The following is a 24,089-nucleotide window of genomic DNA, read 5'->3' on the forward strand; positions in this document are numbered from 1 at the left end:
CGTACGAATCGTGGGGCACGTTGCCGGGCACGATCGTGCCCGGCAACGGTTTGCATCAGTTCTCTTCTTCGAGCCAGCAGGTGTCGTGCTGCGCGAGCATCGCGCTCGACGCGGCCGGCCCCCACGTACCCGCCGCGTACGGCTTCGGCGGCTTCAGGGAGCGCGCCCATTCGTTCAGGATAGGCTCGACCCAGCGCCATGCGGCCTCCTGTTCGTCGCGCCGCACGAACAGGGCGAGCCGGCCGTTGATCACGTCGAGCAGCAGGCGCTGGTACGCCTCCATCTGCCCTTCCTTGAAGAACTGGTCGAACGCGAGGTCGAGGTGCACGCTCGCGAGGTTCATCCCTTCGCCGGGCTGCTTCGCGAGGCAGTACAGGCGGATCGTCTCGTTCGGCTGCAGCCGGATCACGAGGCGGTTCGAGCCGGGACGCAGCGCGGTCGGGCCCAGTGCCGAGTGCGGCACCGGGCGGAAGTTGACGACGATCTCCGCGACGCGGTCGGCCAGACGCTTGCCGGTGCGCAGGAAGAACGGCACGCCGGCCCAGCGCCAGTTCTCGATCTCGACCTTCAGCGCGACGAAGGTTTCGGTCTGGCTGTCGGGTTTCACGCCCGGCTCGGTCGCGTAGGCCGGCACCTGCGCGCCCTTGATCACGCCCGCATGATACTGGCCGCGCACGGCCACCTTGCCGATGTCGCGCGGATCGACCGGCTTGAGCGCGCGCAGCACGCGCAGCTTCTCGTCGCGCACCGAGTCGGAATCCATCGAATGCGGCGGCTCCATCGCGACGATCGACAGCAGTTGCAGCAGGTGGTTCTGCACCATGTCGCGCAGCGCGCCGGTATTGTCGTAGAAATCGCCGCGCGCCTCGACGCCGAGCTCCTCGGCGATCGTGATCTGGATGCTCTCGACCCATTCGCGGCGCCACAGCGGCTCGAACAGCGCATTGCCGAAACGCAGCGCGAGCAGGTTCTGCACCGGCTCCTTGCCGAGGTAGTGGTCGATCCGGTAGATCTGGCCTTCCGCGAAGATCTCGCCGACCGCGTCGTTGATCGCGTTCGACGATTTCAGGTCGTAGCCGAGCGGTTTCTCGAGCACGATGCGTGCGCCTTCGTTCAGGCCGACCGACGCGAGCGCCTTGCAGATCGGCACGAACAGCGACGGGCCCGTCGCGAGATAGAACACGCGGATGCCCGGCAGCGACGAGATCGCATCGCGCAGCACGACGTAGTCTTCCGCGCGGCCGAGGTCGAGCTTCACGTATTCGATGCGGTCGAGGAAGGACTTCCATGCGGCTTCGTCGAGCGCGTTGCCGGCGGCCTTTGCCGCATGCGGCTTCACGTGCGTATCGACCCATTCGAGATAGGCCGCCCGATCCGATTCGTGTCGCGCCACGGCCACGATCCGGCCGCTCTCCGCGAGCATGTTCGCGCGGTGCGCTTCGAACAGCGCGGGCAGGATCTTGCGCATCGACAGATCGCCGGTGCCGCCGAAAAGGACGAAGGTAAAGCTGGAATCGGTATGCATGTGTCTCCGCCGTGTTGGGGTGCTGGGAAGCGATCCGTAGTGCGATAAAAATATTTTTGACACTGAATTGTAGTTTAACTACAATCCGCCGCAAGGGGTAGCACCTGGGTGAAGAAAAAAAGATGTGCGGTCGATGAACTGCGCGAGCTTCGCCTTCGGGAGCGCCTTGTGCCGAATGTTATCGGACATTGGCGGCGCGCATCGTCCGCGCGTCGTCGGCCCCGGGCTCGCGTCGCATCATCGCGGCGGGCCAGAAACACAAAGAGGAGACACGCCGTTGAATCTCGATTCACGCTTTCTGTAAGAGCCCGGCCGGTCATCGGCCCGTACGCTGCATGCGTCCCGCGGCTCGATTTCCCCGTCGTTTATCAAGAAGCCGGTTCCCGGTCAGGGAACCTCACGAGTTGATTCAGTCTGGAGGAGATAAGTAATGAAAGTTCGCTCGATCATGGGCGCGCTCTGCGCCGCGGGTCTGATGGCTGGCGCCGTGGCGGCGCAGGCAGCCGAGAATGTAACCGTGCTGCACTGGTGGACCTCGGGCGGCGAGTCGAAGGCCGTCGGCGTGCTGAAGGACGACTTGCAGAAGCAGGGCTACGTGTGGAAGGACTTCGCGGTCGCGGGCGGCGCCGGCGCCGCGGCGATGACCGCGCTGAAGACCAAGGTGATCAGCGGCGACGCACCGTCGGCCGCGCAGATCAAGGGCCCGCTGATCCAGGACTGGGCCGACCAGGGCGTGCTCGTCAACATCGATTCCGCCGCCGGCGACTGGAAGCAGAACCTGCCGCCGGAAATCGACAAGATCATCAAGTACAAGGGCCATACCGTCGCCGCGCCGTTCTCGGTGCACCGCGTGAACTGGCTGTACATCAACAAGGCCGCGCTCGACAAGGTCGGCGCGAAGGTGCCGACCACCTGGCCCGAATTCTTCGCGGTGGCCGACAAGCTGAAGGCCGCGGGCATCCAGCCGGTCGCGATGGGCGGCCAGCCGTGGCAGGACCTGACGCTGTGGGAAGACGTCGTGCTGTCGCAGGGCCCGGCGTTCTACAAGAAGGCGCTGGTCGACCTCGACCAGGCGACGCTGACGTCGCCGCAGATGCTGTCCGTGTTCGACACGGTGCGCAAGATCCAGGGCTACTTCGACACGGGCCGTAACGGCCGCGACTGGAACCTCGCGACCGCGATGGTCATCAACGGCAAGGCCGGCATGCAGTTCATGGGCGACTGGGCGAAGGGCGAGTTCGAGAACGCCGGCAAGAAGGCGGGCAAGGACTACATCTGCGCGGCGGTGCCGGGTACGGCGAACGCGTACACGTTCAACGTCGACTCGTTCGTGTTCTTCCAGCAGAAGGGCGAGAAGAACGCCACGCCGGGCCAGCTCGCGCTCGCGAAGACGATCATGACGCCGGACTTCCAGGAGCAGTTCAGCCTGCTGAAGGGCTCGGTGCCGGTGCGCCTCGGCGTGAAGATGGACAAGTTCGACGACTGCGCGAAGAAGTCGTACGCCGACGAGCAGACCGCGATCAAGTCGGGCGGCTTCGTGCCGTCGCTCGCGCACGGCATGGCGCAAAGCGACGCGACCGCCGGCGCGATCACCGACGTCGTCACGAAGTTCATGAACTCGCAGCAGGATTCGAAGAGCGCGGTCGCCGCGCTTGCGAAGGCCGCGAAGGTCAAGTAACGCGCGACAGGCGCCCGGCCGGAAACGCTTCGTCGGCCGGGCGTTTTTGCAAGTGCAGCAAACGGGCTCGCCCGCGGGCCCGTGCCGTACCCGGCGCCGGCCCGGCCTGCGTCGCCCTCGTTCCAGGAGTCGAATCAAGTGGCTGCCCCTCTTAGCGGAAACGGATCCGGCGCTGCCGCCGCGCGGCGTACGTCGCCGATGTCGGCCTTCGCCGATCGCTGGATTCCGAAGCTCGTGCTTGCGCCGAGCGTCGCGATCGCCGTGGTGTTCATCTACGGCTTCATCCTGATTACCGGCTATCTGTCGCTGACCCGCTCGCGGCTGTTGCCGAACTACGAATTCGACGGCTTCGGCCGTTACTCGGACCTGTTCCAGAACGACGTGTGGTGGACCTCCGCCGCGAACCTCGGCTGGTTCGGGATTCCGTTCATCGCGATCTGCGTCGCGCTCGGGCTGTTCCTCGCGATCCTGCTCGACCAGCGCATCCGCAACGAAGGCGCGCTGCGCGCGATCTTCCTGTACCCGATGGCGCTGTCGTTCATCGTCACCGGCACCGCGTGGCAGTGGATCCTGAACCCGGGCCTCGGCCTCGAGAAGGTGATGCACGACTGGGGCTGGACGAGCTTCTCGTTCGGCTGGCTCGACGATCCGGACAAGGCGATCTTCTGCGTGGTGATCGCGGCCGTGTGGCAGTCGACCGGCTTCGTGATGGCGCTGTTCCTGGCGGGGCTGCGCGGCGTCGACAGCGAGATCTTCAAGGCCGCGCAGGTGGACGGCGCGACGCTGCCGACCATCTACCGCAAGATCGTGATCCCGAGCATGCGCCCGGTATTCTTCTCGGTGCTGCTGATCCTCTGCCACATCACGATCAAGACCTTCGACCTCGTCGTCGCGCTGACGGCGGGCGGGCCGGGCACGTCGTCGTCGCTGCCGGCCATGTTCATGTACACGTTTTCGTTCAACCGCGGCCAGCTCGGGCTCGGCGCGGCGTCCTCGGTGATGATGCTCGCGACCGTGGTCGCGGTGCTGGTGCCGCTGATGTATATGGAATCGAGGAGCACCCGCAATGCAGCCTAAGATGACGATCAGCCGGGCAGTGATCTATGCGGCACTGATCCTGTTCGCGCTGTATTTCCTGTTCCCGATCTACGTGATGCTGTCGACGTCGTTCAAGGATCTCGACCAGCTGCGCACCGGCAACCTGCTGACGCCGCCCACCACGTGGACGGTCGACCCGTGGGTGAAGGCGTGGAGCGGCGCGTGCACCGGCGTGCGCTGCGACGGCATGAAGCCGTTCTTCCTGAACTCGCTGCAGATGGTGATTCCGGCCGTGCTGATCTCGTCGCTGATCGGCGCGTTCAACGGCTACGTGCTCACGCACTGGCGCTTTCGCGGCGCGGACGCGCTGTTCACGATGATGCTGGTCGGCTGCTTCATCCCGTTCCAGGTGATCCTGCTGCCGATGGCTCGCCTGCAGGGGATGCTCGGTCTTGCCAACACGATTCCGGGCCTGGTGTTCGTGCACGTCGTGTACGGGATCGCGTTCACGACGATGTTCTTCCGCAACTTCTACGTGAGCGTGCCGGCCGAGCTGGTGAAGGCTGCGCGCATCGACGGCGCGGGCTTCTTCACGATCTTCACGAAGATCCTGCTGCCGGTGTCGCTGCCGATCTTCATGGTGTGCCTGATCTGGCAGTTCACGCAGATCTGGAACGACTTCCTGTTCGGGATCGTGTTCTCCGGCGTCGATTCGATGCCGATCACGGTGGCGCTGAACAACCTCGTCAACACGTCGACGGGCGTGAAGGAATACAACGTCGACATGGCCGGCGCGATCATCGCCGCGCTGCCGACGCTGCTCGTCTACATCGTCGCCGGCCGCTATTTCGTGCGCGGGCTGACGGCAGGCGCGGTGAAGGGGTAAGCGCGGCTTTTTCCGATACGACGAACCGGCCGCGCACGACGCGCGGCGCATCGAAACGAACCCGACGCGGCGCCCGAGGGCGCCGCGCGAGACGAGACAGAGGATTCACAGCATGGCAAGCCTTTCCATCCGTGACGTGTACAAGACCTACCCGAACGGGGTGCCGGTCCTGAAGGGTGTCGACATCGAGATCGAGGACGGTCAGTTCCTGATCCTGGTCGGCGGGTCGGGCTGCGGGAAGTCGACGCTGCTCAACATGATCGCCGGGCTCGAGACCGTCACGAGCGGCGAGATCTGCATCGACGGCAAGGTCGTCAATGACCTGTCGCCGAAGGATCGCGACATCGCGATGGTGTTCCAGTCGTACGCGCTGTATCCGTCGATGACGGTGCGCGAGAACATCTCGTTCGGCCTGAACATCCGCAAGGTGCCGAAGAGCGAGCAGCAGCAGATCGTCGACCGCGTGTCGCAGATGCTGCAGATCCAGCACCTGCTCGACCGCAAGCCGGGCCAGCTGTCGGGCGGCCAGCGCCAGCGCGTCGCGATGGGCCGCGCGCTCGCGCGCGATCCGTCGCTGTTCCTGTTCGACGAGCCGCTGTCGAACCTCGACGCGAAGCTGCGCATCGAGATGCGCGCGGAAATCAAGCTGCTGCACCAGCGCCTCGGCACGACGATCGTCTACGTGACGCACGACCAGATCGAGGCGATGACGCTCGGCGACCGGATCGCGGTGATGAAGGACGGCGTGGTCCAGCAGTTCGGCGCGCCGCAGGAGATCTACGATTCGCCGTCGAACCTGTTCGTCGCCGGCTTCATCGGCGCGCCGCCGATGAACTTCATCAACGGCAAGCTGGTCGAGCAGGGCAGCGGGATCGCGCTCGAGATCGACACGGGCCTCGCGCGCAGCGCGCTGAACCTGCCGTTCGATGCGAAGCGGATGAACGGCCACGTCGGCCGCGAGGTGATCCTCGGCCTGCGCCCGGAGCGCATCACCGACGCGCGCAACGCGCACCACGGCGAGGCGTCGACGCTGCAGCCGATCGACGTGCGCGTCGACGTGACCGAGCCGACCGGGCCGGACACGCACGTGTTCGCGCAGGTGAACGGCAAGCGGATCGTGAGCCGCGTGCATCCGGCCGCGAACCCGCAGCCGGGGCAGACGCAGTCGCTGCTGTTCGACGTGTCGAAGGCCGTGCTGTTCGATCCGGCGTCGGAAGAGCGGATCGCGTGACGCGGCGGCAGTGCCGCGCGAAAGGGAAAGGGGCCGTGTCGAACGGCCCCTTTTGTCTGGGCGATGCGGCCGACGCGGCCGCGGGCGGCGCGATCAGTGCGGCAGCCGCACGTCGAACTTGAACGTCGCGAGCCGCGCGACGAGGATGAAGCCGGTCGCGAGCAGCACGCTGTACACCGAGTCGAACTGCAGCCACACGAGCAGCAGGTAGAACCAGCAGCCGACGAACGCGCAGGTCGCGTACGGCCGCGAATCGCGCAGGATCAGCGGGATGTCGTTGCACAGCACGTCGCGCACGATCCCGCCGACCACACCGGTGATCACGCCCATCATCACCGCGATGAAGCGCGGCATCTCGGCGTCGAGCGCGATCGCCGTGCCCGAGATGCTGAAGATGCCGAGCCCGATCGCGTCGGCGATCAGCAGCAGCCGTTCGGCCGACAGCCGCGACAGCATCCGCAGCACGAACGGCGCGAACAGCGCGAGCACGAAGATCGCGATCACGTAGTCGTCGTGCACGACCCAGTAGAACGGCCGGCGCTCGAGCAGGATGTCGCGCAGCGTGCCGCCGCCGAACGCGGTCGCGAGCGCGACGACGAACGTGCCGACCGAGTCGAGGCGGTTCTTGCGCGCCTCGATGAAGCCCGAAATCGCGAAGGCCAGCGTGGCGATCGCCTCCAGTACCGCGATCGCGAGCGTCAGCCTAGGATGCGGCACGCGGCCCCCGCTCGGCCGGCGCCGCATGCGGCTGCAGCAGCACGAGCACCGCGCCTGCGCCGCCGTCGTTGCCGCGCGCCTCGCAGAACGCGATCACTTCTTCCTTCTGCACGAGCCACGCACGCACCTTGCCCTTCAGCACGGGTTCCTTGCCGATCGAGCCGAGCCCCTTGCCGTGGATCACGCGCAGGCAGCGCAGCCCCTTCTTGCCGGCTTCGCGGATGAATTCGGCGAGCGCGTCGCGCGCCTCGTCGCGCCGCATTCCGTGCAGGTCGATCTGCGCCTGCACGATCCACGCGCCGCTTCTCAGCTTGCGCACGACGTCGCGGCTGATGCCGGGGCGGTGGTAATACAGCGAGTCGTCGCTGTCGAGCAGCGTCTCGGGATCGAATTCGTCGGACAGCGTCGCGTTCAGCACGGCTTCCTCGTCGCGCTGCGTCTGCTTCGGCACCGGGTCGGGCGGCGTGCGGCCCGACGACGCGCGCGGCGGCGCGTTCAGCGGCCGGATCGCGCCGATTTCGTTGCGGAACAGGTTCGCGTCGGCTTCCGCCTTGCGCTCGGCCTTCGCGGTTTCGACGCGCGCGCGTTCGCGGCGATCGGCTTCGCCTTGCAGCGACTGGCGCAATGCGCCGAGGCCCGCGAGGCCCTGGCCGCGCAGCGCGGCCGGATCGGGCGCGGGCGGCGGGGCGGCCGGCGCGGGGTTCGCGGGGCGGGCAGCGATCTTCCGCTTCGCGGGATCGCTCGGATGGGGCTGGTTCTTCGCCATGATTCGGTAACAGGGCAGGCGCGTTCGGGCGCGCGGGCAAAAAAAAGCCGCTGCACGGCGGCAGCGGCTTTCCGGTCGGGCCCGCTTCGCGGCAGCGGACGCCATTGTAGCGCCCGGCGCGGCAAGGCTCGCGGCTTACTTCTTGTCGTGCAGGCTTTCGAGGTAGCGCTGCGCGTCGAGCGCGGCCATGCAGCCCGTGCCCGCGCTCGTGATCGCCTGGCGATACACGTTGTCCTGCACGTCGCCCGCGGCGAACACGCCGGGGACGCTCGTCGACGTCGCGTTGCCGTGCAGGCCGCTCTTCGTCAGGATGTAGCCGTCCTTCATCTCGAGCTGGCCCTGGAACAGGTCGGTGTTCGGCTTGTGGCCGATCGCGACGAACACGCCCTGCACGGCGAGGTCTTCCGTCGCGCCGGTCTTCACGTTCTTGATGCGCAGGCCCGTGACGCCCGAATCCTCGCCCGTCACTTCGTCGAGCACGTGATCCCACTTGATGTCGACGACGCCTTCCTTCTGCTTTTCCAGCAGACGGTCGATCAGGATCGGCTCCGCGCGGAACTTGTCGCGGCGGTGGATCACGGTCACCTTCTTCGCGATACCCGTCAGGTAGAGCGCTTCCTCGACGGCCGTGTTGCCGCCGCCGATCACCGCGACTTCCTGGCCGCGATAGAAGAAGCCGTCGCAGGTCGCGCAGGCCGACACGCCCTTGCCCATGAACGATTCCTCGGACGGCAGGCCGAGATACTGGGCGGACGCGCCGGTCGCGATGATCAGCGAGTCGCACGTGTATTCGCCCGAGTCGCCGATCAGGCGGATCGGCTGCTCGTGCAGCTTCGCGGTGTGGATGTGGTCGAAGACGATTTCGGTGTTGAAGCGCTCGGCGTGCTCGAGGAAGCGCGCCATCAGCTCCGGACCCTGCACGCCTTTCGCGTCGGCCGGCCAGTTTTCGACGTCGGTCGTGGTCATCAGCTGGCCGCCCTGCGCGATGCCGGTGATCAGCACCGGGGACAGGTTGGCGCGAGCCGCATAGACGGCAGCCGTGTAGCCGGCGGGGCCGGAACCGAGAATCAGGACTTTGGCGTGTTTGGGCGTGGACATGTGCGAATCCGTAAAAGGCGGCCGCGGCGGGCGGGGTAGGGCTCGCCGTACGATCCGGGTTGACCGGGATGCCGTCATAGATGGGTATCAGACGCGCATTATAAAGGCCCCGTTGCTGCGTTGCCGAACGAGAGTTTCAATCGCCGCGATAGCGTGTCGGGGCGGCCCGGCGGTGCCGGCGCGGCGGCAACGGGCGCCCGGCGGGCCCGAGGCGGCCGCTTCGGCATCCCGTCCCCGTTATGTAACCGTCATTTACACTTGGCGGCACGGTGCAGCGTTTACAATAAGCGGGATCGAACGACAGGCGGGCGCACGGCCCGTCCTCTTTATACGGATTCATGGCAAAAGCTCCTTATTCCGCCCAGGCACAGGCGTTGCCGCACCGGATGTCGAAGCTCCTCACGGAGATCCGCTGGATTCTCCAGGTCGCGCTCTGCGCCTTTCTGGTGATGGCCCTGCTGAGCTACAGCCGGCGCGATCCGAGCTGGACGCACGCCGCCCAGGTCGATCACATCTCGAACTGGGCCGGCCGCGTCGGCGCGTGGACGGCCGACATCATCCTGCTGCTGTTCGGCCTGTCCGCCTACTGGCTGATCGTGCCGCTCGGGCGGCGCATCGCCGTCAACTACCGCCGCATCACGCGCCACGAGGCGATTCCTGACGAACCCGAGCGGCCGATCGGCTGGCTCACCGAAATCTTTGCGTTCGTGCTGGTCGTGCTCGCGTGCGACGGCATCGAGGCGCTGCGCATGTGGTCGCTGAAGGTGCAGTTGCCGCGCGCGCCGGGCGGTGTCGTCGGCGAAGCCGTCGCGGGTGCGATGTCGCACGCGTTCGGCTTCACCGGCGGCACGCTGCTGCTGCTGATCGCGCTGGCGATCGGCCTGTCGCTGTATTTCCGCTTCTCGTGGCTGTCGGTCGCCGAGCGCGTCGGCGGCGCGATCCTGTCCGCCGTCAACGTCGCGAAGCTGCGCCGCGAGGCCGAACGCGACCGCAAGCTCGGCGAGGCCGCGGCCGTGCGCCGCGAGGGCAAGGTCGAAGAGGAGCGCGTGCGCATCGAGGATCACGAGCCGGTGACGATCGTGCCGCCGGTCGTCACGCCGGCGAAGTCCGAGCGCGTCGAGCGCGAGCGCCAGGTGCCGCTGTTCACCGACCTGCCGGGCGACTCGACGCTGCCGCCGGTGTCGCTGCTCGATCCCGCGCCGAAGACGCAGGAAGCGATTTCCGCCGATACGCTCGAATTCACGTCGCGCCTGATCGAGAAGAAGCTGAAGGATTTCGGCGTCGAGGCGAGCGTTGTCGCCGCGTATCCGGGCCCGGTCGTCACGCGCTACGAGATCGAGCCGGCCACCGGCGTGAAGGGCAGTCAGATCGTCAATCTCGCGAAGGATCTCGCGCGCTCGCTGTCGCTCGTATCGATCCGCGTCGTCGAGACGATTCCCGGCAAGAACTACATGGCGCTCGAGCTGCCGAACCAGCGCCGCCAGACCGTGCACCTGTCCGAGATCATCGGTTCCGAGGTGTATGCGGCCGCCCCGTCGGCGCTGACGCTGAGCCTCGGCAAGGACATCGGCGGCAAGCCGGTGTGCGCGGATCTCGCGAAGATGCCGCACCTGCTGGTGGCCGGCACGACCGGTTCGGGCAAGTCGGTCGGGATCAACGCGATGATCCTGTCGCTGCTGTACAAGGCCACCGCCGAGCAGGTGCGCCTGATCCTGATCGATCCGAAGATGCTCGAAATGAGCGTCTACGAAGGCATTCCGCACCTGCTGTGCCCGGTCGTCACCGACATGCGCCAGGCCGGCCACGCGCTGAACTGGACGGTCGCGGAGATGGAGCGCCGCTACAAGCTGATGAGCAAGCTCGGTGTGCGCAACCTCGCCGGCTACAACAACAAGATCGACGAGGCGGCGAAGCGCGAGGAGAAGCTCCCGAATCCGTTCAGCCTGACGCCCGAGGATCCCGAACCGCTCGGCCGCCTGCCGAACATCGTCGTCGTGATCGACGAACTGGCCGACCTGATGATGGTGGTCGGCAAGAAGGTCGAGGAACTGATCGCGCGGATCGCGCAGAAGGCGCGCGCGGCCGGCATCCACCTGATCCTCGCGACGCAGCGTCCGTCCGTCGACGTGATCACGGGCCTGATCAAGGCGAACGTGCCGACGCGGATCGCGTTCCAGGTGTCGTCGAAGATCGACTCGCGCACGATTCTCGACCAGATGGGCGCCGAATCGCTGCTCGGGATGGGCGACATGCTGTACCTGCCGCCCGGCAGCGGGCTGCCGGTGCGCGTGCACGGCGCGTTCGTCGCCGACGACGAAGTGCATCGCGTCGTCGAGAAGCTCAAGGAGCAGGGCGAGCCGAACTACGTCGAGGGCCTGCTCGAAGGCGGCACCGCCGACGGCGACGAGGGTTCGGCCGGCGCGGGAACCGGCGAAGGCGGCGGCGAGTCTGATCCGCTGTACGACCAGGCGGTCGAGATCGTCATCAAGAACCGCCGCGCGTCGATCTCGCTCGTGCAGCGTCATCTGCGGATCGGCTACAACCGCGCGGCTCGCCTGCTCGAGCAGATGGAACAATCGGGGCTCGTGTCGGCGATGTCGTCGAGCGGCAACCGCGAAATTCTTGTGCCGGCGCGCGACGCGGAATGAGTCCGCGGCGCCCGCCGCGCCGGCCACCCACGGAGAAAACCGCAATATGCAGCAACTTTCGTTCGCAATGTCCCTTCGTTCGACGCGGCGCTGGCTCGGCGCGGCGCTTGCCGGCGCATCGCTGATGCTCGCGGCGACGCACGCGTTCGCGGGCGGCACCGAGCAGCTGAAGGCCTTCGTGTCTCAGGTGCGTTCGGCGAAAGGCGATTTCACGCAGCAGATCGTCAAGGCGCCGGCCAAGGGCGCGAGCGCCGCGCAGGCCGCGCCGAAGCCCACCGACAATTCGAGCGGCACGTTCGTGTTCGCGCGGCCGGGCAAGTTCATCTGGACGTACCAGAAGCCGTACCAGCAGGTGCTGCAGGCCGACGGCGACAAGCTGTACGTGTTCGACCGCGACCTGAACCAGGTCACCGAGCGCAAGCTGAACGGCGCGCTGGGCGCGAGCCCTGCCGCGATCCTGTTCGGCAGCAACGATCTCGACAAGAACTACACGCTGCGCGATGCCGGCGAGAAGGGCGGCATCGAGTGGCTCGAGATGCTGCCGAAGGCGCAGGACACGCAGTTCCAGCGGATCGGCATCGGTTTCCGGAACGGCACGCTCGCCGCGATGGAACTGCACGACGTGTTCGGCAACGTCACGCTGCTGACGTTTACGAACATCCAGACGAACCCGCCGCTGAAGGGCGATACGTTCAAGTTCGTGGTGCCGAAGGGCGCCGACGTGATCACCGGCTGACCGGCGCCGCGCGCCGCGTTTTCGCAACGGGCCCGCCGGCGACGGCGGGCCCGTGTCGTTTCCGCCTGCGGGCATCGGGCGTGGGCACCGGGCGCGGCGGCGCCGTCGCGCGGCTGTCATAATGTCGGGTCCGGCGGCCGGTTCGGCCGCCATCGTTTGATGTGGAGCGAGGGTTCATGTCCGACCTGTTTCAAGTCGAGCCGCGCCGCCCGCTCGCCGAGGCGCTGCGGCCGAAGACGCTCGCCGAGGTGATCGGCCAGACGCATTTGCTGGGCGAAGGCAAGCCGCTGCGGCTCGCGTTCGAATCGGGCAAGCCGCATTCGATGATCCTGTGGGGGCCGCCCGGCGTCGGCAAGACGACGCTCGCGCGCCTCACCGCGCTCGCGTTCGACTGCGAGTTCATCGCGCTGTCGGCCGTGCTCGGCGGCGTGAAGGACATCCGCGAGTCGATGGAGCAGGCGAAGGACACGCTGAACCGCACCGGCCGCCATACGATCCTGTTCGTCGACGAGATCCACCGCTTCAACAAGGGGCAGCAGGATGCGCTGCTGCCGTTCGTCGAGTCGGGTCTCGTGACCTTCATCGGCGCGACCACCGAGAACCCGAGCTTCGAGGTCAACTCGGCATTGCTGTCGCGTGCGCAGGTGTACGTGCTGAAGTCGCTGAACGACGACGAGATGCGGCAGTTGCTGAAGCGCGCGCAGGAAATCGCGCTCGACGGCCTCGCGTTCGACGACAAGGCGATCGATACGCTGGTCGGTTATGCGGACGGAGATGCGCGCCGCTTCCTGAACCTGCTCGAACAGGCGCAGACGGCGGCGACGTCGGCCGGTGTCGCGACGATCGACGCCGATTTCGTCAGCAGCGCGATGACGCTGAACGCACGGCGCTTCGACAAGGGCGGCGACAACTTCTACGACCAGATCTCGGCGCTGCACAAGTCGGTGCGCGGGTCGAGCCCGGACGGCGCGTTGTACTGGTTCTGCCGGATGATCGACGGCGGCGCCGACCCGAAGTATCTCGCGCGGCGCATCGTGCGGATGGCATGGGAAGACATCGGGCTCGCCGATCCGCGCGCGCTGCAGGTGGCGAACGACGCGGCCGAAACCTACGAGCGGCTCGGCTCGCCGGAAGGCGAACTCGCGCTCGGGCAGGCGGTGATCTATCTCGCGTGCGCGGCGAAGAGCAACGCCGGCTACAACGCGTTCAACCAGGCGATGGCGTTCGTGAAGCAGGACAAGTCGCGCGAGGTGCCCGTGCATCTGCGCAACGCGCCGACCAAGCTGATGAAGGAACTCGGCTACGGCCACGCGTACCGTTACGCGCACGACGAGCCGAATGCGTATGCGGCCGGCGAGACCTACCTGCCGGACGGGATGCGCGAGCCGCGCTGGTACCAGCCGGTGCCGCGCGGGCTCGAATCGAAGATCGCCGACAAGCTCGCGTGGCTGCGCGAACTCGACCGCGAGGCCGGCAAGAAGGACTGACCGCGCGTTGCGCGGGCCGGTTCGGTCGTCGCCGCCGTTGCGTCAGCGCTTGCGGCCCGGCTGCTGTTTCTTCCAGTATTCGAACGGCTCCTCGTGGCATTCGATGTCGAGCTCGGCGACGCGCGCATGCAGGCGTTCCTGCGCGTCGGCGATCGCGAGGTTGTAGATCGCCGGTGCGATTTCCTCGACGAAGAAGTGCAGCAGCGCGCCGGCCTGGATGTTGCCGATCGGCTCGTCCATGTTTTCCGTGAAATAGCGTTGCAGCGACGCGATTGCGCGGTCGCGGACATCCTTGTCGAGTTCGATGGTCATTGGGTCCCCTCGGGTGCGGTGAGGCGAAGCCGGGTGCTTCGCCCGATCGGTTGCCGCCCGCCGGCGCCGCGGTTTTGCGATCCGCAACGGTCGGGCGTACCGCGATTCGCCGGCCGCCGGCGTACGGGGCGGCAAGGCCATGTTGCCATGGCCGCCGCCCGTTTGGCGCATTGTCCGTTCGGCCGGTGCCGTGGCGGCCGCGCGGTGCGTTAGAATTCCCGTCTTACACAACGATTTTCCAAGTCCTCCCATGCTCGACATCCAGTTGCTGCGCAAAGACCTCGACGGCGTCGCGAAGCGCCTCGCCGATCGCGGCTACACCCTCGACGTCGCCGCGTTTTCCGCACTCGAAGCGGAACGCCGCGCGATCCAGACCCACACCGAAGAGCTCCAGGCGCGTCGCAACAGCCTGTCGAAGCAGATCGGCGCGATGAAGGGGAAGGGCGAGGACACGTCGGCCGTGATGGCCGAGGTCGGCGGGATCGGCGACGACATGAAGGCGTCGGAAGCCAGGCTCGGCGACATCCAGGCGCGCCTGTCGGACCTGATGCTGGGCATGCCGAACGTCGCGCACGAAAGCGTGCCGGTCGGCAAGGACGAAGCCGATAACGTCGAGGTGCGCCGCTGGGGCGCGCCGCGCCAGTTCGATTTCGAGGTGAAGGATCACGTCGATGTCGGCACGCCGCTCGGCCTCGATTTCGAGACGGGCGCGAAGCTCGCCGGCGCGCGCTTCACGATGCTGCGCGGTCCGATCGCGCGCCTGCACCGCGCGCTCGCGCAGTTCATGATCGACACGCACACGCAGCAGCACGGTTATACCGAGACGTACACGCCGTACATCGTGAACCCGGAGATCCTCTACGGCACGGGCCAGCTGCCGAAGTTCGCGGACGACATGTTCCGCGTCGAGAAGGGCGGCGCCGAGAACACGGTCACGCAATACCTGATCTCCACGTCGGAGATCTCGCTGACGAACACCGTGCGCGAGTCGATCGTCGACGCGTCCGCGCTGCCGATCAAGCTGACCGCGCATTCGCCGTGCTTCCGCTCGGAAGCCGGTTCGTACGGCCGCGACACGCGCGGGATGATCCGCCAGCACCAGTTCGACAAGGTCGAGATGGTGCAGGTCGTCGCGCCGGAAACGTCGTACGCGGCGCTCGACGAGATGGTCGGCCACGCGGAAGCGATCCTGCAGAAACTCGGCCTGCCGTACCGCGTGATCACGCTGTGCACGGGCGACATGGGCTTCTCGGCCGCGAAGACGTTCGACCTCGAAGTGTGGCTGCCCGCGCAGAACACCTATCGCGAGATCTCGAGCTGCTCGAACACCGAGGCGTTCCAGGCGCGCCGGATGCAGGCGCGTTTCCGCAACGCGCAGGGCAAGCCGGAGCTCGTGCATACGCTGAACGGTTCGGGTCTCGCCGTCGGCCGCACGCTCGTCGCGGTACTGGAGAACTACCAGAACGCGGACGGTTCGGTCACGGTGCCGGACGTGCTGCGTCCGTACATGGGCGGCATGGCGCGCATCGACACGCCGGCACAGGCGTCGTAACGCAGGTCTGCGAAGCCCTCGCAAAAAATTTTGCACAAAGGGCTTGTCAGCCAAGAAGAGATCGTTTTATAATCTTTTCTTTCGCGGAAATGACCAAACGCGAAATGCAGTAAGGAAGGAGAGGTGGCAGAGTGGTCGAATGTACCTGACTCGAAATCAGGCGTACGGTTTCCCCGTACCGTGGGTTCGAATCCCACCCTCTCCGCCAAAATACGAAGCCCCTTGATCCGGAAGGATCAAGGGGCTTTTCGTTTTGGGTTCGCGGCCATGCAATGACGGCCGCGGCGCCGTCCCCGGCCGATATCACGCCGCGGCCGGATACTGCGCCAGCACCCGGTCGCGGATCGACGGCTTGATGTTCGAGCGCGCCATGTCGCCGCCGTAGTGCGCGACGACGCGCGGATTCATCACGCGATACCAGAGCGGCGGCACGTACGCGAACAGGATCATCGTCGCGTAGCCGGCCGGCAGTTGCGGCGAATCGTCGAAGTGGCGCAGCGCCTGGTACGAGCGCGTCGGGTTCGCGTGATGGTCGGCGTGCCGCTGCAACTGGTACAGGAACAGGTTGGTCACGACGTGATTGCTGTTCCACGAATGCTGCGGCGTGCAGCGTTCGTAGCGGCCGCTCGGCAGCTTGCGGCGGCCGAGCCCGTAGTGCTCGACGTAGTTCACGACTTCGAGCAGCGAGGCGCCGTAGACGGCCTGGATCACGAGGAACGGGATCACGACCTTGCCGGCCATCGCGATCGCGATGCCCCACACGACGACCGTCATCGCCCACGCGTGCAGCACCTCGTTGCGCCAGGTCCACGGCGACCGCCCGAGCCGTTCGAGGCGCGCCTTCTCGAGCCGCCATGCCGAGCGGATGCTGCCGGTCACGGTGCGCGGCAGGAATGCCCAGAACGACTCTCCGTAGCGCGCGCTCGCCGGATCCTCGGCCGTCGCGACGCGCACGTGGTGGCCGCGGTTGTGCTCGACATAGAAGTGGCCGTACGCGACCGGCGCGAGCGTGATCTTCGCGAGCCAGCGTTCGAAGCGGTCGGTCTTGTGCCCGAGCTCGTGCGCGGTATTGATCGAGATGCCCGTCGCGGCGCCGAGCGACAGCGCGAAGCCGACGTAGTCGTACCACGCGAGCGCGTGCGTGCCGACGATCCATACGCACATGAAGAACGCGACGTATTCGACGCAAGTCGCCAGATAGACGATGAACCGGTAATAGCGCTCGCGTTCGAGGTGCGGCACGACGGCCTCGGGCGGGTTGTCGCGATCGTCGCCGATCAGCGTGTCGAGGACCGGAATCACGCCGAACGCGAACAGCGGGCCGAACCACCAGAACACGTGAAGGCCCGTCGACAGCGCGAGCTGCGCGGCGAGGATCGGCAGCGTGATCGTCAGTGCGCCCAGCAGCCACAGGTAACGCTTGCCATCCGACCAGCTCGCGGCCGATCCGTCGGTCATTGCCATTGTCTCCCTCCAGTCAGCGGGCCCGATGGGCGGCCGCATGCACGGTTGTTCGAATCCTCGTCGGCCCGCGACACGCGCGGCGCCACCGGATCGTTGCCCGGTTCTGCCTGTTATACGACCCGTGCGCGCGCTTGCCAAACATCGGCGCTAGGCGTGCGACTCCAAACGGAGGGCCGCGCGCGAGTCGCGCCCGAAAGGGCCGGCACGCGCTGATTGAAACATCCGGTGGAGACCGGATCGGCCGACGCATCCCGCGCGCTGGTCAGACGAATCGGGAGGTGTGGCGTGCGCGCACATCGATCCTGCTCGCCTGCAACAAATGTTGCGTCGCAATAAACGAAGGGGCGCGGCCAAGGTCGGAACACGTTTTGGGTTGCTCGTATTACGCAACATTACGATGGCGAGCATGACGGGCGGTGCACTTCGAAACGCGACTGCCGCGCATTGCAAGGCGAACCGGGCGAGACGTCGAGCGGCGAACCGTCGACGGTTGTCCGTCGGTGCGCATCGGCATGCCGATGCTGCACCTGCACACCGGTCGGCTCATGTCGCCGCGGGTGACACCTGTTGCCTTTCGATCCGCGCCGTCATTTGAAAATAACGATTTGACTCATGCCCCGCTTTCGGTTGAAGCTAATAGCTTGCTGTCCGAAGGGGGCTGTGCCTGCATGAGTTCGACCTTGACCGTTCGTCGTATCGTTGCCGACCAGGGCGGCGTGTATCGCGAACTCCGCGCCGCATCGCTGCGTGAGCCCTATGCGCCGGGCGAAGCGCCGGAGGCCGAATTGCTGACTGTCGAAACGGACGCGGCGTCGGCGATTGCCGCGCTGCGCGCCGTGTCCGACGAGTCGACGACTTTCCTGCTGTACACCGAAGGCCATCCGGCCGGCATGATCGGCGCGTATTTCGACAACACGCCTGATCGGCGCGCGTTCGTCAGCGAACTGTGGGTCGCGCATGCGGTGCGCCACCTGCGCGGCGGCGTGCTGCTGCTGGAGACGGCTACCGCCTGGCTCGCCGAGCGCGGCGCGAGCGAAGTCTATGCATGGATCGCCGATGCGAACCGCAACGCGATCCGTTTTTACGAGCGCGCGGGTTTCGGCAACACCGGTGAACATGCGCCGGTCGCGCGGATGCCGGGCGCGATGAAATCGCTGTTCGTGTCGCAGGTGAAGCACTGACGCCCCGTCGAAACGCGGGCCGCGCGGCGCGATGAGGGCTCCGCCGTCCGCTTGCCTGTCACCCTGCCGGTCGCTTGCCCGCCCGGGCCGCCGCCACCCCGAGTCCCAAAAATAATGGCCGCACGCGTGGACGCCTGTAAAATACGCAAAAAATTTTTGCAGAGTGTCCATGTCGCTTAAAAAATCGCCATTCTTCGAGCTGCGCAGCGGATCGGTCGATACGTTGCTGTTCACCGTGAAGACGACCGATCTCGATGCGTTGCGTGCCGAACTGGTCAAGCGCTTCGAAGCGACTCCCGAGTTTTTCGCCGACGATGTCGTCGCGATCGACGTCCGCCGCCTGGCTGACGGCGAACGCGTCGCGCTCGCGGACATCCGGCAGATGCTGAACGACGTGCGGATGCGCCCGGTGGGCGTGGTCGCACTGGCCACGCAGGGCTGGGCGGGGGAAGCCGGCCTGCCGCTGCTCGAGGCGCGCGATCGCCGCGTGCCGGCCGCCAAGCCGGCCGAGGGCGCGGAACCGTCGCCGATCGCCGAGGCCGTCGTCGCCGCGGCCGCCGCGGCGACGCCCGAACCGGCGTCGGAGCAGGCGCCGGCATCGAATCAGCCGGGCGGCCAGACGCTCGTGATCGACCGGCCGTTGCGTTCGGGGCAGCAGATTTACGCGAAAGGAGACCTCGTGGTGCTCGCGCCGGTCAGTCACGGCGCGGAGATCATCGCGGAAGGCAATATCCACATCTACGCGCCGTTGCGCGGCCGCGCACTCGCGGGCGTGCACGGCAATCACGACGCGCGCATTTTCTGCACGTGTCTCGAACCGGAACTGATTTCGATCGCGGGTATCTATCGAACAACCGAGAACCCGCTGCCCGCCGACGTACTGGGCAAATCGGTGCAGATCCGGCTCGAAGAGGAAAAACTGATGATCGAACCGCTGCGCCTGACGTAAATTCACGCGGCACGCTCCGGATCGATCGGCTCTCATTGACGAACACAGGGTATTGGGTAAATGGCAAAAATCATCGTGGTGACCTCGGGCAAGGGCGGCGTGGGCAAGACGACGACGAGCGCGAGCTTTGCGTCCGGTCTCGCGCTGCGCGGCCACAAGACGGCCGTGATCGACTTCGACGTCGGCCTGCGCAACCTCGATCTCATCATGGGCTGCGAGCGTCGCGTCGTGTATGACCTCGTGAACGTGATCCAGGGCGAAGCGAACCTGAACCAGGCGCTGATCAAGGACAAGAAGTGCGAGAACCTGTTCATCCTGCCGGCGTCGCAGACGCGCGACAAGGATGCGCTGACGCGCGACGGCGTCGAGAAGGTGCTGAACGACCTCGTCGCGATGGATTTCGAATACATCGTCTGCGATTCGCCGGCCGGTATCGAGGCCGGCGCGCTGCACGCGATGTACTTCGCGGACGAGGCGCTGATCGTCACGAACCCGGAAGTGTCGTCGGTGCGCGACTCCGACCGCATTCTGGGCATCCTGTCGTCGAAGACGAAGCGCGCGACCGAAGGCAAGGAGCCGATCAAGGAACACCTGCTGATCACGCGCTACAGCCCGAAGCGCGTGAGCGAAGGCGAGATGCTGTCGCTCGAGGACATCAGCGAGATCCTGCGCATCAAGCTGATCGGCGTGGTGCCCGAGTCGGAAGCCGTGCTGCACGCGTCGAACCAGGGTCTGCCGGCGGTGCATATCGACGGCACCGACGTCGCCGAAGCGTACAAGGACGTCGTCTCTCGCTTCCTCGGCGAGGACAAGCCGCTGCGCTTCACCGACTACCAGAAGCCGGGCCTGCTGCAGCGCCTCTTCGGCAGCAAGTAACGGAGGCCGCCCATGTCCATCCTTTCGTTTCTCCTCGGCGAGAAGAAGAAGTCCGCATCGGTCGCGAAGGAGCGCTTGCAGCTCATCATCGCGCACGAGCGGGTCGGCGGCCGGCCGCCGGCCGATTACCTGCCGGCGCTGCAGAAGGAACTCGTCGCCGTCATCTCGAAGTACGTCCATATTTCGAACGATGACATCCGCGTGAGCCTCGAGCGCCAGGACGACCTCGAAGTCCTCGAAGTGAAGATCGAGATCCCGCAAGCCTGACGCTTGCCGGTGTCCCTCCGCACGGCGGCGCCCGCCGTCGTGCGCGTCTTACGCCCTGTTGCACTTTCGGGCACGCCGTAACACGGCGCCTGTCGGCCGTAATCGCCCCTGCCGCATTGAACGAATACGCTCGCGTTATTTGTTCAACCAGGAGGTTGTGATGGCTGTCTCATCTGTTCAACGTCGTATCGTTTCGCTCGCGCTGTTTGCCGCGGGCCTGTCAGCCGTCGTCGCGCCGTTTGCCGCGCAGGCGGACGAGATTCTCGTCGGCACACCCGTGATCGCGCCGCAGGGCCGTGTGGTCGTCGCCGAGCCGGTTGCCGTGCGCACCGAGGAGATCGTCGTCGTTGCGCCGAATGCGCCGCCGCCCGTGCGCTACGAGGTCGTGCCGACCGCGCGCGTGGGCTACGTGTGGGAGCGCGGGCACTGGCACTGGGACCATGGCCGCTACGTGTGGATCGGCGGCCACTGGGAAGCCGAGCGCGTCGGCATGCAATGGGTGCCGGGCCACTGGGACCAGCGCGGTCCGAACTGGTTCTGGACCCGTGGCCACTGGGCGTGACGGAGGCGCGCGATGAGAAGAACCGTCATCGCCGTCGCGCTCGTCGCGATCACGCTGGCCGGGTGCGTCGTCGTGCCGGCGCGGCCCGTCTACTACCGGCCCGCACCGGTCGTGATCTACTGAGCGTCGCGCGGGCCCGGCTGCGCGGGGCCACTCGCGCCGGGCGCGGCCGGTTCGGTGCCATCCGGAGCCGGCGCGTGCGCCGTGGGGGCGCCCGGCGTCGCAGCGACAGCCTCGTCGCCGTCTTCGTCGCGCAACGTGTCGAGCGGATCGGCGGGCGCGGCAGCGGCGTCCTGCGGCTCGGTCACGCCGGTCGCAGCCGCCGTGCTCGCCGCCGATGCCGCGGCGGGTGCGGCGGGTGCGGCGGCCGCCGCGGGCGGCGCGAGATAACGCTGCGCGAGCGTTTCGTAGAGCGGCGGCGCGAAAAAGCGCGAGACCCGGCTCGACACCAGCGCGGTCGCCATCAGCGAAATCACGAGCGCATGGCCGTTGATCATTTCCATCACGATCACGAACGACGTGATCGGCGACTGCGTGACGGCCGCCAGATAGCCGACCATCGCGAGCGCGATCAGCATCGGCAGGCTCATGTTGTTGAACACGACGTGCAGCAGGTTGCCGAACCCGGCGCCGATCGACAGCGACGGCGCGAAGATCCCGCCCGGGATGCCCGGCAGGTACGACGCGACCATCGAGATCATCTTCAGGAACGGATAGAACACCGACAGGTGCTGGCTGCCGTCGAGCAGGCCGCGCGCCTCGGCGTAGCCGCTGCCGAAGGTCGTGCCGCCCGACACCAGGCCGACGACGGCGATCGCGAAGCCGCACAGCGCGGCGAACGTGATCGGCCGCTCGCGATACAGGCCCAGCAGCCGCGCGGGCAGCCAGCGCCCCGTGTTCAGCAGCAGCCAGCAGAACAAGCCGCCGGCGATGCCCGTGACGATCGCGGTGACCAGCACCGCGACCGCCAGCAGCTTCGGAAAGTGGAGGCCCGTGTCGATCGTGCCGAAGTACGTGTAGTTGCCGTTCAGGCCGAGCGCGACGACGCCGGCGAGGATGATCGCGGTGATCAGCACGCCGCTGGCGCGCGCGGAGAAGCTGCGCGTCAGCTCCTCGATCGCGAACACGATCCCGGCGAGCGGCGTATTGAACGCGGCCGACAGCCCGGCTGCCGCGCCGGCCAGCACGAGCTGACGTTCGATCTGCGCGTTCGAGCGCGGGTAGAAGCGCCGCAGGTTGAACATCAGCGCCGCGCCGACCTGCACGGTCGGCCCCTCGCGGCCGATCGTGAAGCCGCCCAGGATGCCCAGGAACGAAATCAGCACCTTGCCGAACAGGATGCGCAGCGTCAGCAGCCGGGCGCCGAACGCGCTCGGGCGCGCATGCAGCGTCGCGATCACCTGCGGGATGCCGCTGCCTTCGGCGCCACGGAAGAACCGGCGCGTGAGCCATACCGACGCGGCGGCGATCGCGGGCGTCAACAGCAGCGGCAACCATGCGGCGTGCTCGCGCATCGCGCGGAAGGACTCGTAGCCCCAGTCGATCAGCCGCGCGTAAAGTACGGCTGCCAGCCCGACGACGATCGCGCCGAGCCAGAAGACGCCGTACTGGCGCCAGATTCGCAGCGAGCGGCGGGTGAGGGCGGGAAACAGGGCGGGAAGCGCGGGGCGTGGCATCGGCGGGGCCATCAGGCAAAGGATCGATTATAGAAAGAACCGGGGCCGCGCAGTCGGGTGACAATGTTTTGCAAGGTTGTAGCATTTCGTTGCAAATGTAATCAGGAAGTAATGTCCGCGACGGGCATCCGTCGTTAGCATCCCCAAATGGCTGGCTCTTTCCCGCAAACGTGAAACGCATCCTCATCGTGAAAGTGACGTCGCTCGGCGACGTCGTCCAGACGCTCCCTGTCGTCGCGGACCTGCATCGTGCCTTTCCCGGTGTGGCGGTCGACTGGGCCGTGGACGAATCGTGTGCCGAGGTCGTGCGCTGGCATCCGGGCGTGAGCGCCGTGCTGTGCGCGCCGCTGCGTCGCTTCAAGAAGCTGCGGAACGTCGGCGACCTGAAGGCGATCTCGGCGTCGATCGGCGCGTTGCGCGCGCATCGCTACGATGCGGTCATCGATCTGCACGGGGTCTACAAGAGCGCGATCATCTCGGCGCTGGCACGCGCCGCGCGCCGTGTCGGCTACCAGACGCAGGATCTCGGCGAAGCGGGCGCGCGCTTCGCGTATTCGCATCGTTTCGGCCCGCGGCCGGATTGCGACGCGTGGCACGGGATGCGCGTGAGCGCCGGCGAGGCGCTCGGCTACCGGCCCGAAGGCATCGCGTCATACGGCATCGTTCCGCCGCAGGACGCGAACCTGCCGCCGGCCGTGACCGACGGCGGACCGTTCATGCTGCTGTTCCATGCGACGTCGAATCCCGACAAGAAATGGCCGGCCGACCATTGGGCCGCGCTGGCCACGCAGATGATGGCGAGCGGTGTGCGGGTGCTGTTGCCGTGGGGATCGAGCGCCGAGCGTGACGATGCGCAGGACATCGCCGCGCGCGCGCCGGGCGCGATCGTGTTACCGGCGATGACGGTGCGCGAACTTGGTGCGGCGCTCGGCCGGGCCGCGCTGGTGGTGGGGGTCGATACGGGGTTCGTCCATATGGCGCACGCGCTGCGGCGGCCGACCGTGATGATTTTCGTCGCGACGTCGCGCCACCATTGCGGGATCGGCGGTGCGCCGAACGCGCTGTCGATCGGCGAGCCCGGCGCGATGCCGTCCGTCGACGAGGCGCTGGATGCGATCGATGCGGTCGCCCCTGCCTATGGAGCGCAGCGCGCGCGACTGACCGCCTGAAGGCCGGGCCGCCGGCCGGTTCAGGCCAGCAGCGCCTCGACCGTGATGACGGCGGCGACAGCCGCCAGATTCGCCAGCAGCGCCTCGAACACGAGGCCGCGCCACGTCTTCGGCCGGAACCGCAGCGCCAGCAGCAGCGCGCCACCCAGCGCGAGTGCGAGGATCAGGACGAGATCGGCATTGCCGAGGCGGATGGTCATGGCGGCGGCTCCTTTCGGGGCGGGATCCCCGGGCGCGCAACGGCGCGCCCAGGATCGAGTATAGGCAGCGC

The 24,089-nt window shown here is 66.9% G+C and carries 22 protein-coding genes and 1 tRNA gene; 15 read left to right on the plus strand and 8 right to left on the minus strand.

Going from position 1 to position 24,089, the window contains the following annotated elements; translation table 11 throughout:
- Positions 1-55: 55 nt before the first annotated feature.
- The gene (gene zwf / locus VXM69_RS23920) at positions 56-1,525 is read right to left on the minus strand and encodes a glucose-6-phosphate dehydrogenase (RefSeq protein ID WP_034187342.1); all 1,470 of its coding nucleotides are present in this window, start codon (positions 1,523-1,525) and stop codon (positions 56-58) included.
- 430 nt (positions 1,526-1,955) lie between these two features.
- Here zwf and VXM69_RS23925 point away from each other — a divergent pair, with 430 nt between their 5' ends.
- From VXM69_RS23925 to VXM69_RS23940, 4 genes are all read left to right on the plus strand, one after another.
- The gene (locus tag VXM69_RS23925; RefSeq protein ID WP_034187343.1) at positions 1,956-3,203 is read left to right on the plus strand and encodes an ABC transporter substrate-binding protein; all 1,248 of its coding nucleotides are present in this window, start codon (positions 1,956-1,958) and stop codon (positions 3,201-3,203) included.
- Positions 3,204-3,341: 138 nt separating this feature from the next.
- Entirely contained in the window at positions 3,342-4,280 is a 939-nt protein-coding gene (locus VXM69_RS23930; RefSeq protein WP_034187344.1) for a carbohydrate ABC transporter permease, read from the plus strand.
- Positions 4,270-5,127, plus strand: coding sequence for a carbohydrate ABC transporter permease (locus VXM69_RS23935; protein ID WP_011544828.1), 858 nt, complete (start codon positions 4,270-4,272; stop codon positions 5,125-5,127). Before VXM69_RS23930 ends, VXM69_RS23935 begins: the two co-directional genes overlap by 11 nt.
- Positions 5,128-5,239: 112 nt before the next feature.
- A complete protein-coding gene (locus VXM69_RS23940) occupies positions 5,240-6,358 on the plus strand; it encodes an ABC transporter ATP-binding protein (RefSeq protein WP_034187345.1) in 1,119 nt (372 codons plus the stop codon).
- A gap of 93 nt (positions 6,359-6,451) precedes the next feature.
- Here the strand turns inward: VXM69_RS23940 and VXM69_RS23945 are convergent, their stop codons facing one another.
- The 3 genes from VXM69_RS23945 to trxB form a co-directional block, all read right to left on the minus strand.
- Positions 6,452-7,102, minus strand: a complete 651-nt coding sequence (locus VXM69_RS23945) for a trimeric intracellular cation channel family protein (protein WP_049030589.1) — start codon at positions 7,100-7,102, stop codon at positions 6,452-6,454.
- Positions 7,062-7,841 (minus strand): Smr/MutS family protein, encoded by a 780-nt coding sequence (locus VXM69_RS23950; protein ID WP_049030588.1) that lies wholly within the window; start codon positions 7,839-7,841, stop codon positions 7,062-7,064. Before VXM69_RS23950 ends, VXM69_RS23945 begins: the two co-directional genes overlap by 41 nt.
- 135 nt (positions 7,842-7,976) lie before the next feature.
- Positions 7,977-8,939, minus strand: coding sequence for a thioredoxin-disulfide reductase (gene trxB, locus VXM69_RS23955; RefSeq protein ID WP_034187347.1), 963 nt, complete (start codon positions 8,937-8,939; stop codon positions 7,977-7,979).
- 338 nt (positions 8,940-9,277) lie between these two features.
- On the opposite strand from trxB, the gene VXM69_RS23960 reads away from it, so the two are divergent.
- The 3 genes from VXM69_RS23960 to VXM69_RS23970 all read left to right on the plus strand — a co-directional run bounded on the left by VXM69_RS23960 (position 9,278) and on the right by VXM69_RS23970 (position 13,810).
- A complete protein-coding gene (locus VXM69_RS23960) occupies positions 9,278-11,587 on the plus strand; it encodes a DNA translocase FtsK (protein ID WP_034187348.1) in 2,310 nt (769 codons plus the stop codon).
- Positions 11,588-11,633: 46 nt separating this feature from the next.
- Positions 11,634-12,323 (plus strand): outer membrane lipoprotein chaperone LolA, encoded by a 690-nt coding sequence (lolA, locus tag VXM69_RS23965; RefSeq protein ID WP_034187349.1) that lies wholly within the window; start codon positions 11,634-11,636, stop codon positions 12,321-12,323.
- A 176-nt stretch (positions 12,324-12,499) separates the two neighbouring features.
- On the plus strand, positions 12,500-13,810 hold the full coding sequence (locus VXM69_RS23970; RefSeq protein WP_034187350.1) for a replication-associated recombination protein A: 1,311 nt from the start codon (positions 12,500-12,502) through the stop codon (positions 13,808-13,810).
- A gap of 42 nt (positions 13,811-13,852) precedes the next feature.
- On the opposite strand, the gene VXM69_RS23975 is transcribed toward VXM69_RS23970, so the two are convergent.
- A complete protein-coding gene (locus tag VXM69_RS23975) occupies positions 13,853-14,122 on the minus strand; it encodes a DUF2164 domain-containing protein (protein ID WP_034187351.1) in 270 nt (89 codons plus the stop codon).
- A gap of 250 nt (positions 14,123-14,372) precedes the next feature.
- On the opposite strand from VXM69_RS23975, the gene serS reads away from it, so the two are divergent.
- Both serS and VXM69_RS23985 read left to right on the plus strand, forming a co-directional pair.
- Positions 14,373-15,674, plus strand: coding sequence for a serine--tRNA ligase (gene serS / locus VXM69_RS23980; RefSeq protein WP_367189328.1), 1,302 nt, complete (start codon positions 14,373-14,375; stop codon positions 15,672-15,674).
- Between the two features lie 117 nt (positions 15,675-15,791).
- Positions 15,792-15,882 (plus strand) — tRNA-Ser (locus tag VXM69_RS23985).
- A gap of 95 nt (positions 15,883-15,977) precedes the next feature.
- On the opposite strand, the gene VXM69_RS23990 is transcribed toward VXM69_RS23985, so the two are convergent.
- A complete protein-coding gene (locus VXM69_RS23990; RefSeq protein ID WP_069706115.1) occupies positions 15,978-17,138 on the minus strand; it encodes an alkane 1-monooxygenase in 1,161 nt (386 codons plus the stop codon).
- 545 nt (positions 17,139-17,683) lie between these two features.
- Between VXM69_RS23990 and VXM69_RS23995 the strand changes: the two genes are divergently transcribed.
- From VXM69_RS23995 to VXM69_RS24015, 5 genes are all read left to right on the plus strand, one after another.
- The gene (locus tag VXM69_RS23995) at positions 17,684-18,319 is read left to right on the plus strand and encodes a GNAT family N-acetyltransferase (protein ID WP_226103946.1); all 636 of its coding nucleotides are present in this window, start codon (positions 17,684-17,686) and stop codon (positions 18,317-18,319) included.
- Between the two features lie 169 nt (positions 18,320-18,488).
- Positions 18,489-19,268: a septum site-determining protein MinC gene (minC, locus tag VXM69_RS24000; protein WP_200087418.1), complete on the plus strand. Its 780-nt coding sequence runs from the start codon at positions 18,489-18,491 to the stop codon at positions 19,266-19,268.
- Between the two features lie 60 nt (positions 19,269-19,328).
- Complete coding sequence (gene minD, locus VXM69_RS24005; protein WP_006486674.1) at positions 19,329-20,144, plus strand: septum site-determining protein MinD; 816 nt, start codon at positions 19,329-19,331, stop codon at positions 20,142-20,144.
- Between the two features lie 12 nt (positions 20,145-20,156).
- Positions 20,157-20,411: a cell division topological specificity factor MinE gene (gene minE, locus VXM69_RS24010; protein ID WP_006486661.1), complete on the plus strand. Its 255-nt coding sequence runs from the start codon at positions 20,157-20,159 to the stop codon at positions 20,409-20,411.
- Positions 20,412-20,571: 160 nt separating this feature from the next.
- Complete coding sequence (locus VXM69_RS24015; RefSeq protein WP_034187356.1) at positions 20,572-20,973, plus strand: YXWGXW repeat-containing protein; 402 nt, start codon at positions 20,572-20,574, stop codon at positions 20,971-20,973.
- Between the two features lie 116 nt (positions 20,974-21,089).
- On the opposite strand, the gene VXM69_RS24020 is transcribed toward VXM69_RS24015, so the two are convergent.
- On the minus strand, positions 21,090-22,649 hold the full coding sequence (locus VXM69_RS24020) for a chloride channel protein (RefSeq protein WP_367189329.1): 1,560 nt from the start codon (positions 22,647-22,649) through the stop codon (positions 21,090-21,092).
- Between the two features lie 170 nt (positions 22,650-22,819).
- On the opposite strand from VXM69_RS24020, the gene waaC reads away from it, so the two are divergent.
- The gene (gene waaC / locus VXM69_RS24025; protein WP_034187358.1) at positions 22,820-23,818 is read left to right on the plus strand and encodes a lipopolysaccharide heptosyltransferase I; all 999 of its coding nucleotides are present in this window, start codon (positions 22,820-22,822) and stop codon (positions 23,816-23,818) included.
- 20 nt (positions 23,819-23,838) lie between these two features.
- Here the strand turns inward: waaC and VXM69_RS24030 are convergent, their stop codons facing one another.
- On the minus strand, positions 23,839-24,018 hold the full coding sequence (locus VXM69_RS24030) for a hypothetical protein (protein WP_034187359.1): 180 nt from the start codon (positions 24,016-24,018) through the stop codon (positions 23,839-23,841).
- Positions 24,019-24,089: the final 71 nt, after the last annotated feature.

It is taken from the genome of Burkholderia sp. Ed8 (genome assembly GCF_040761425.1).
Taxonomy (GTDB): domain Bacteria; phylum Pseudomonadota; class Gammaproteobacteria; order Burkholderiales; family Burkholderiaceae; genus Burkholderia; species Burkholderia seminalis.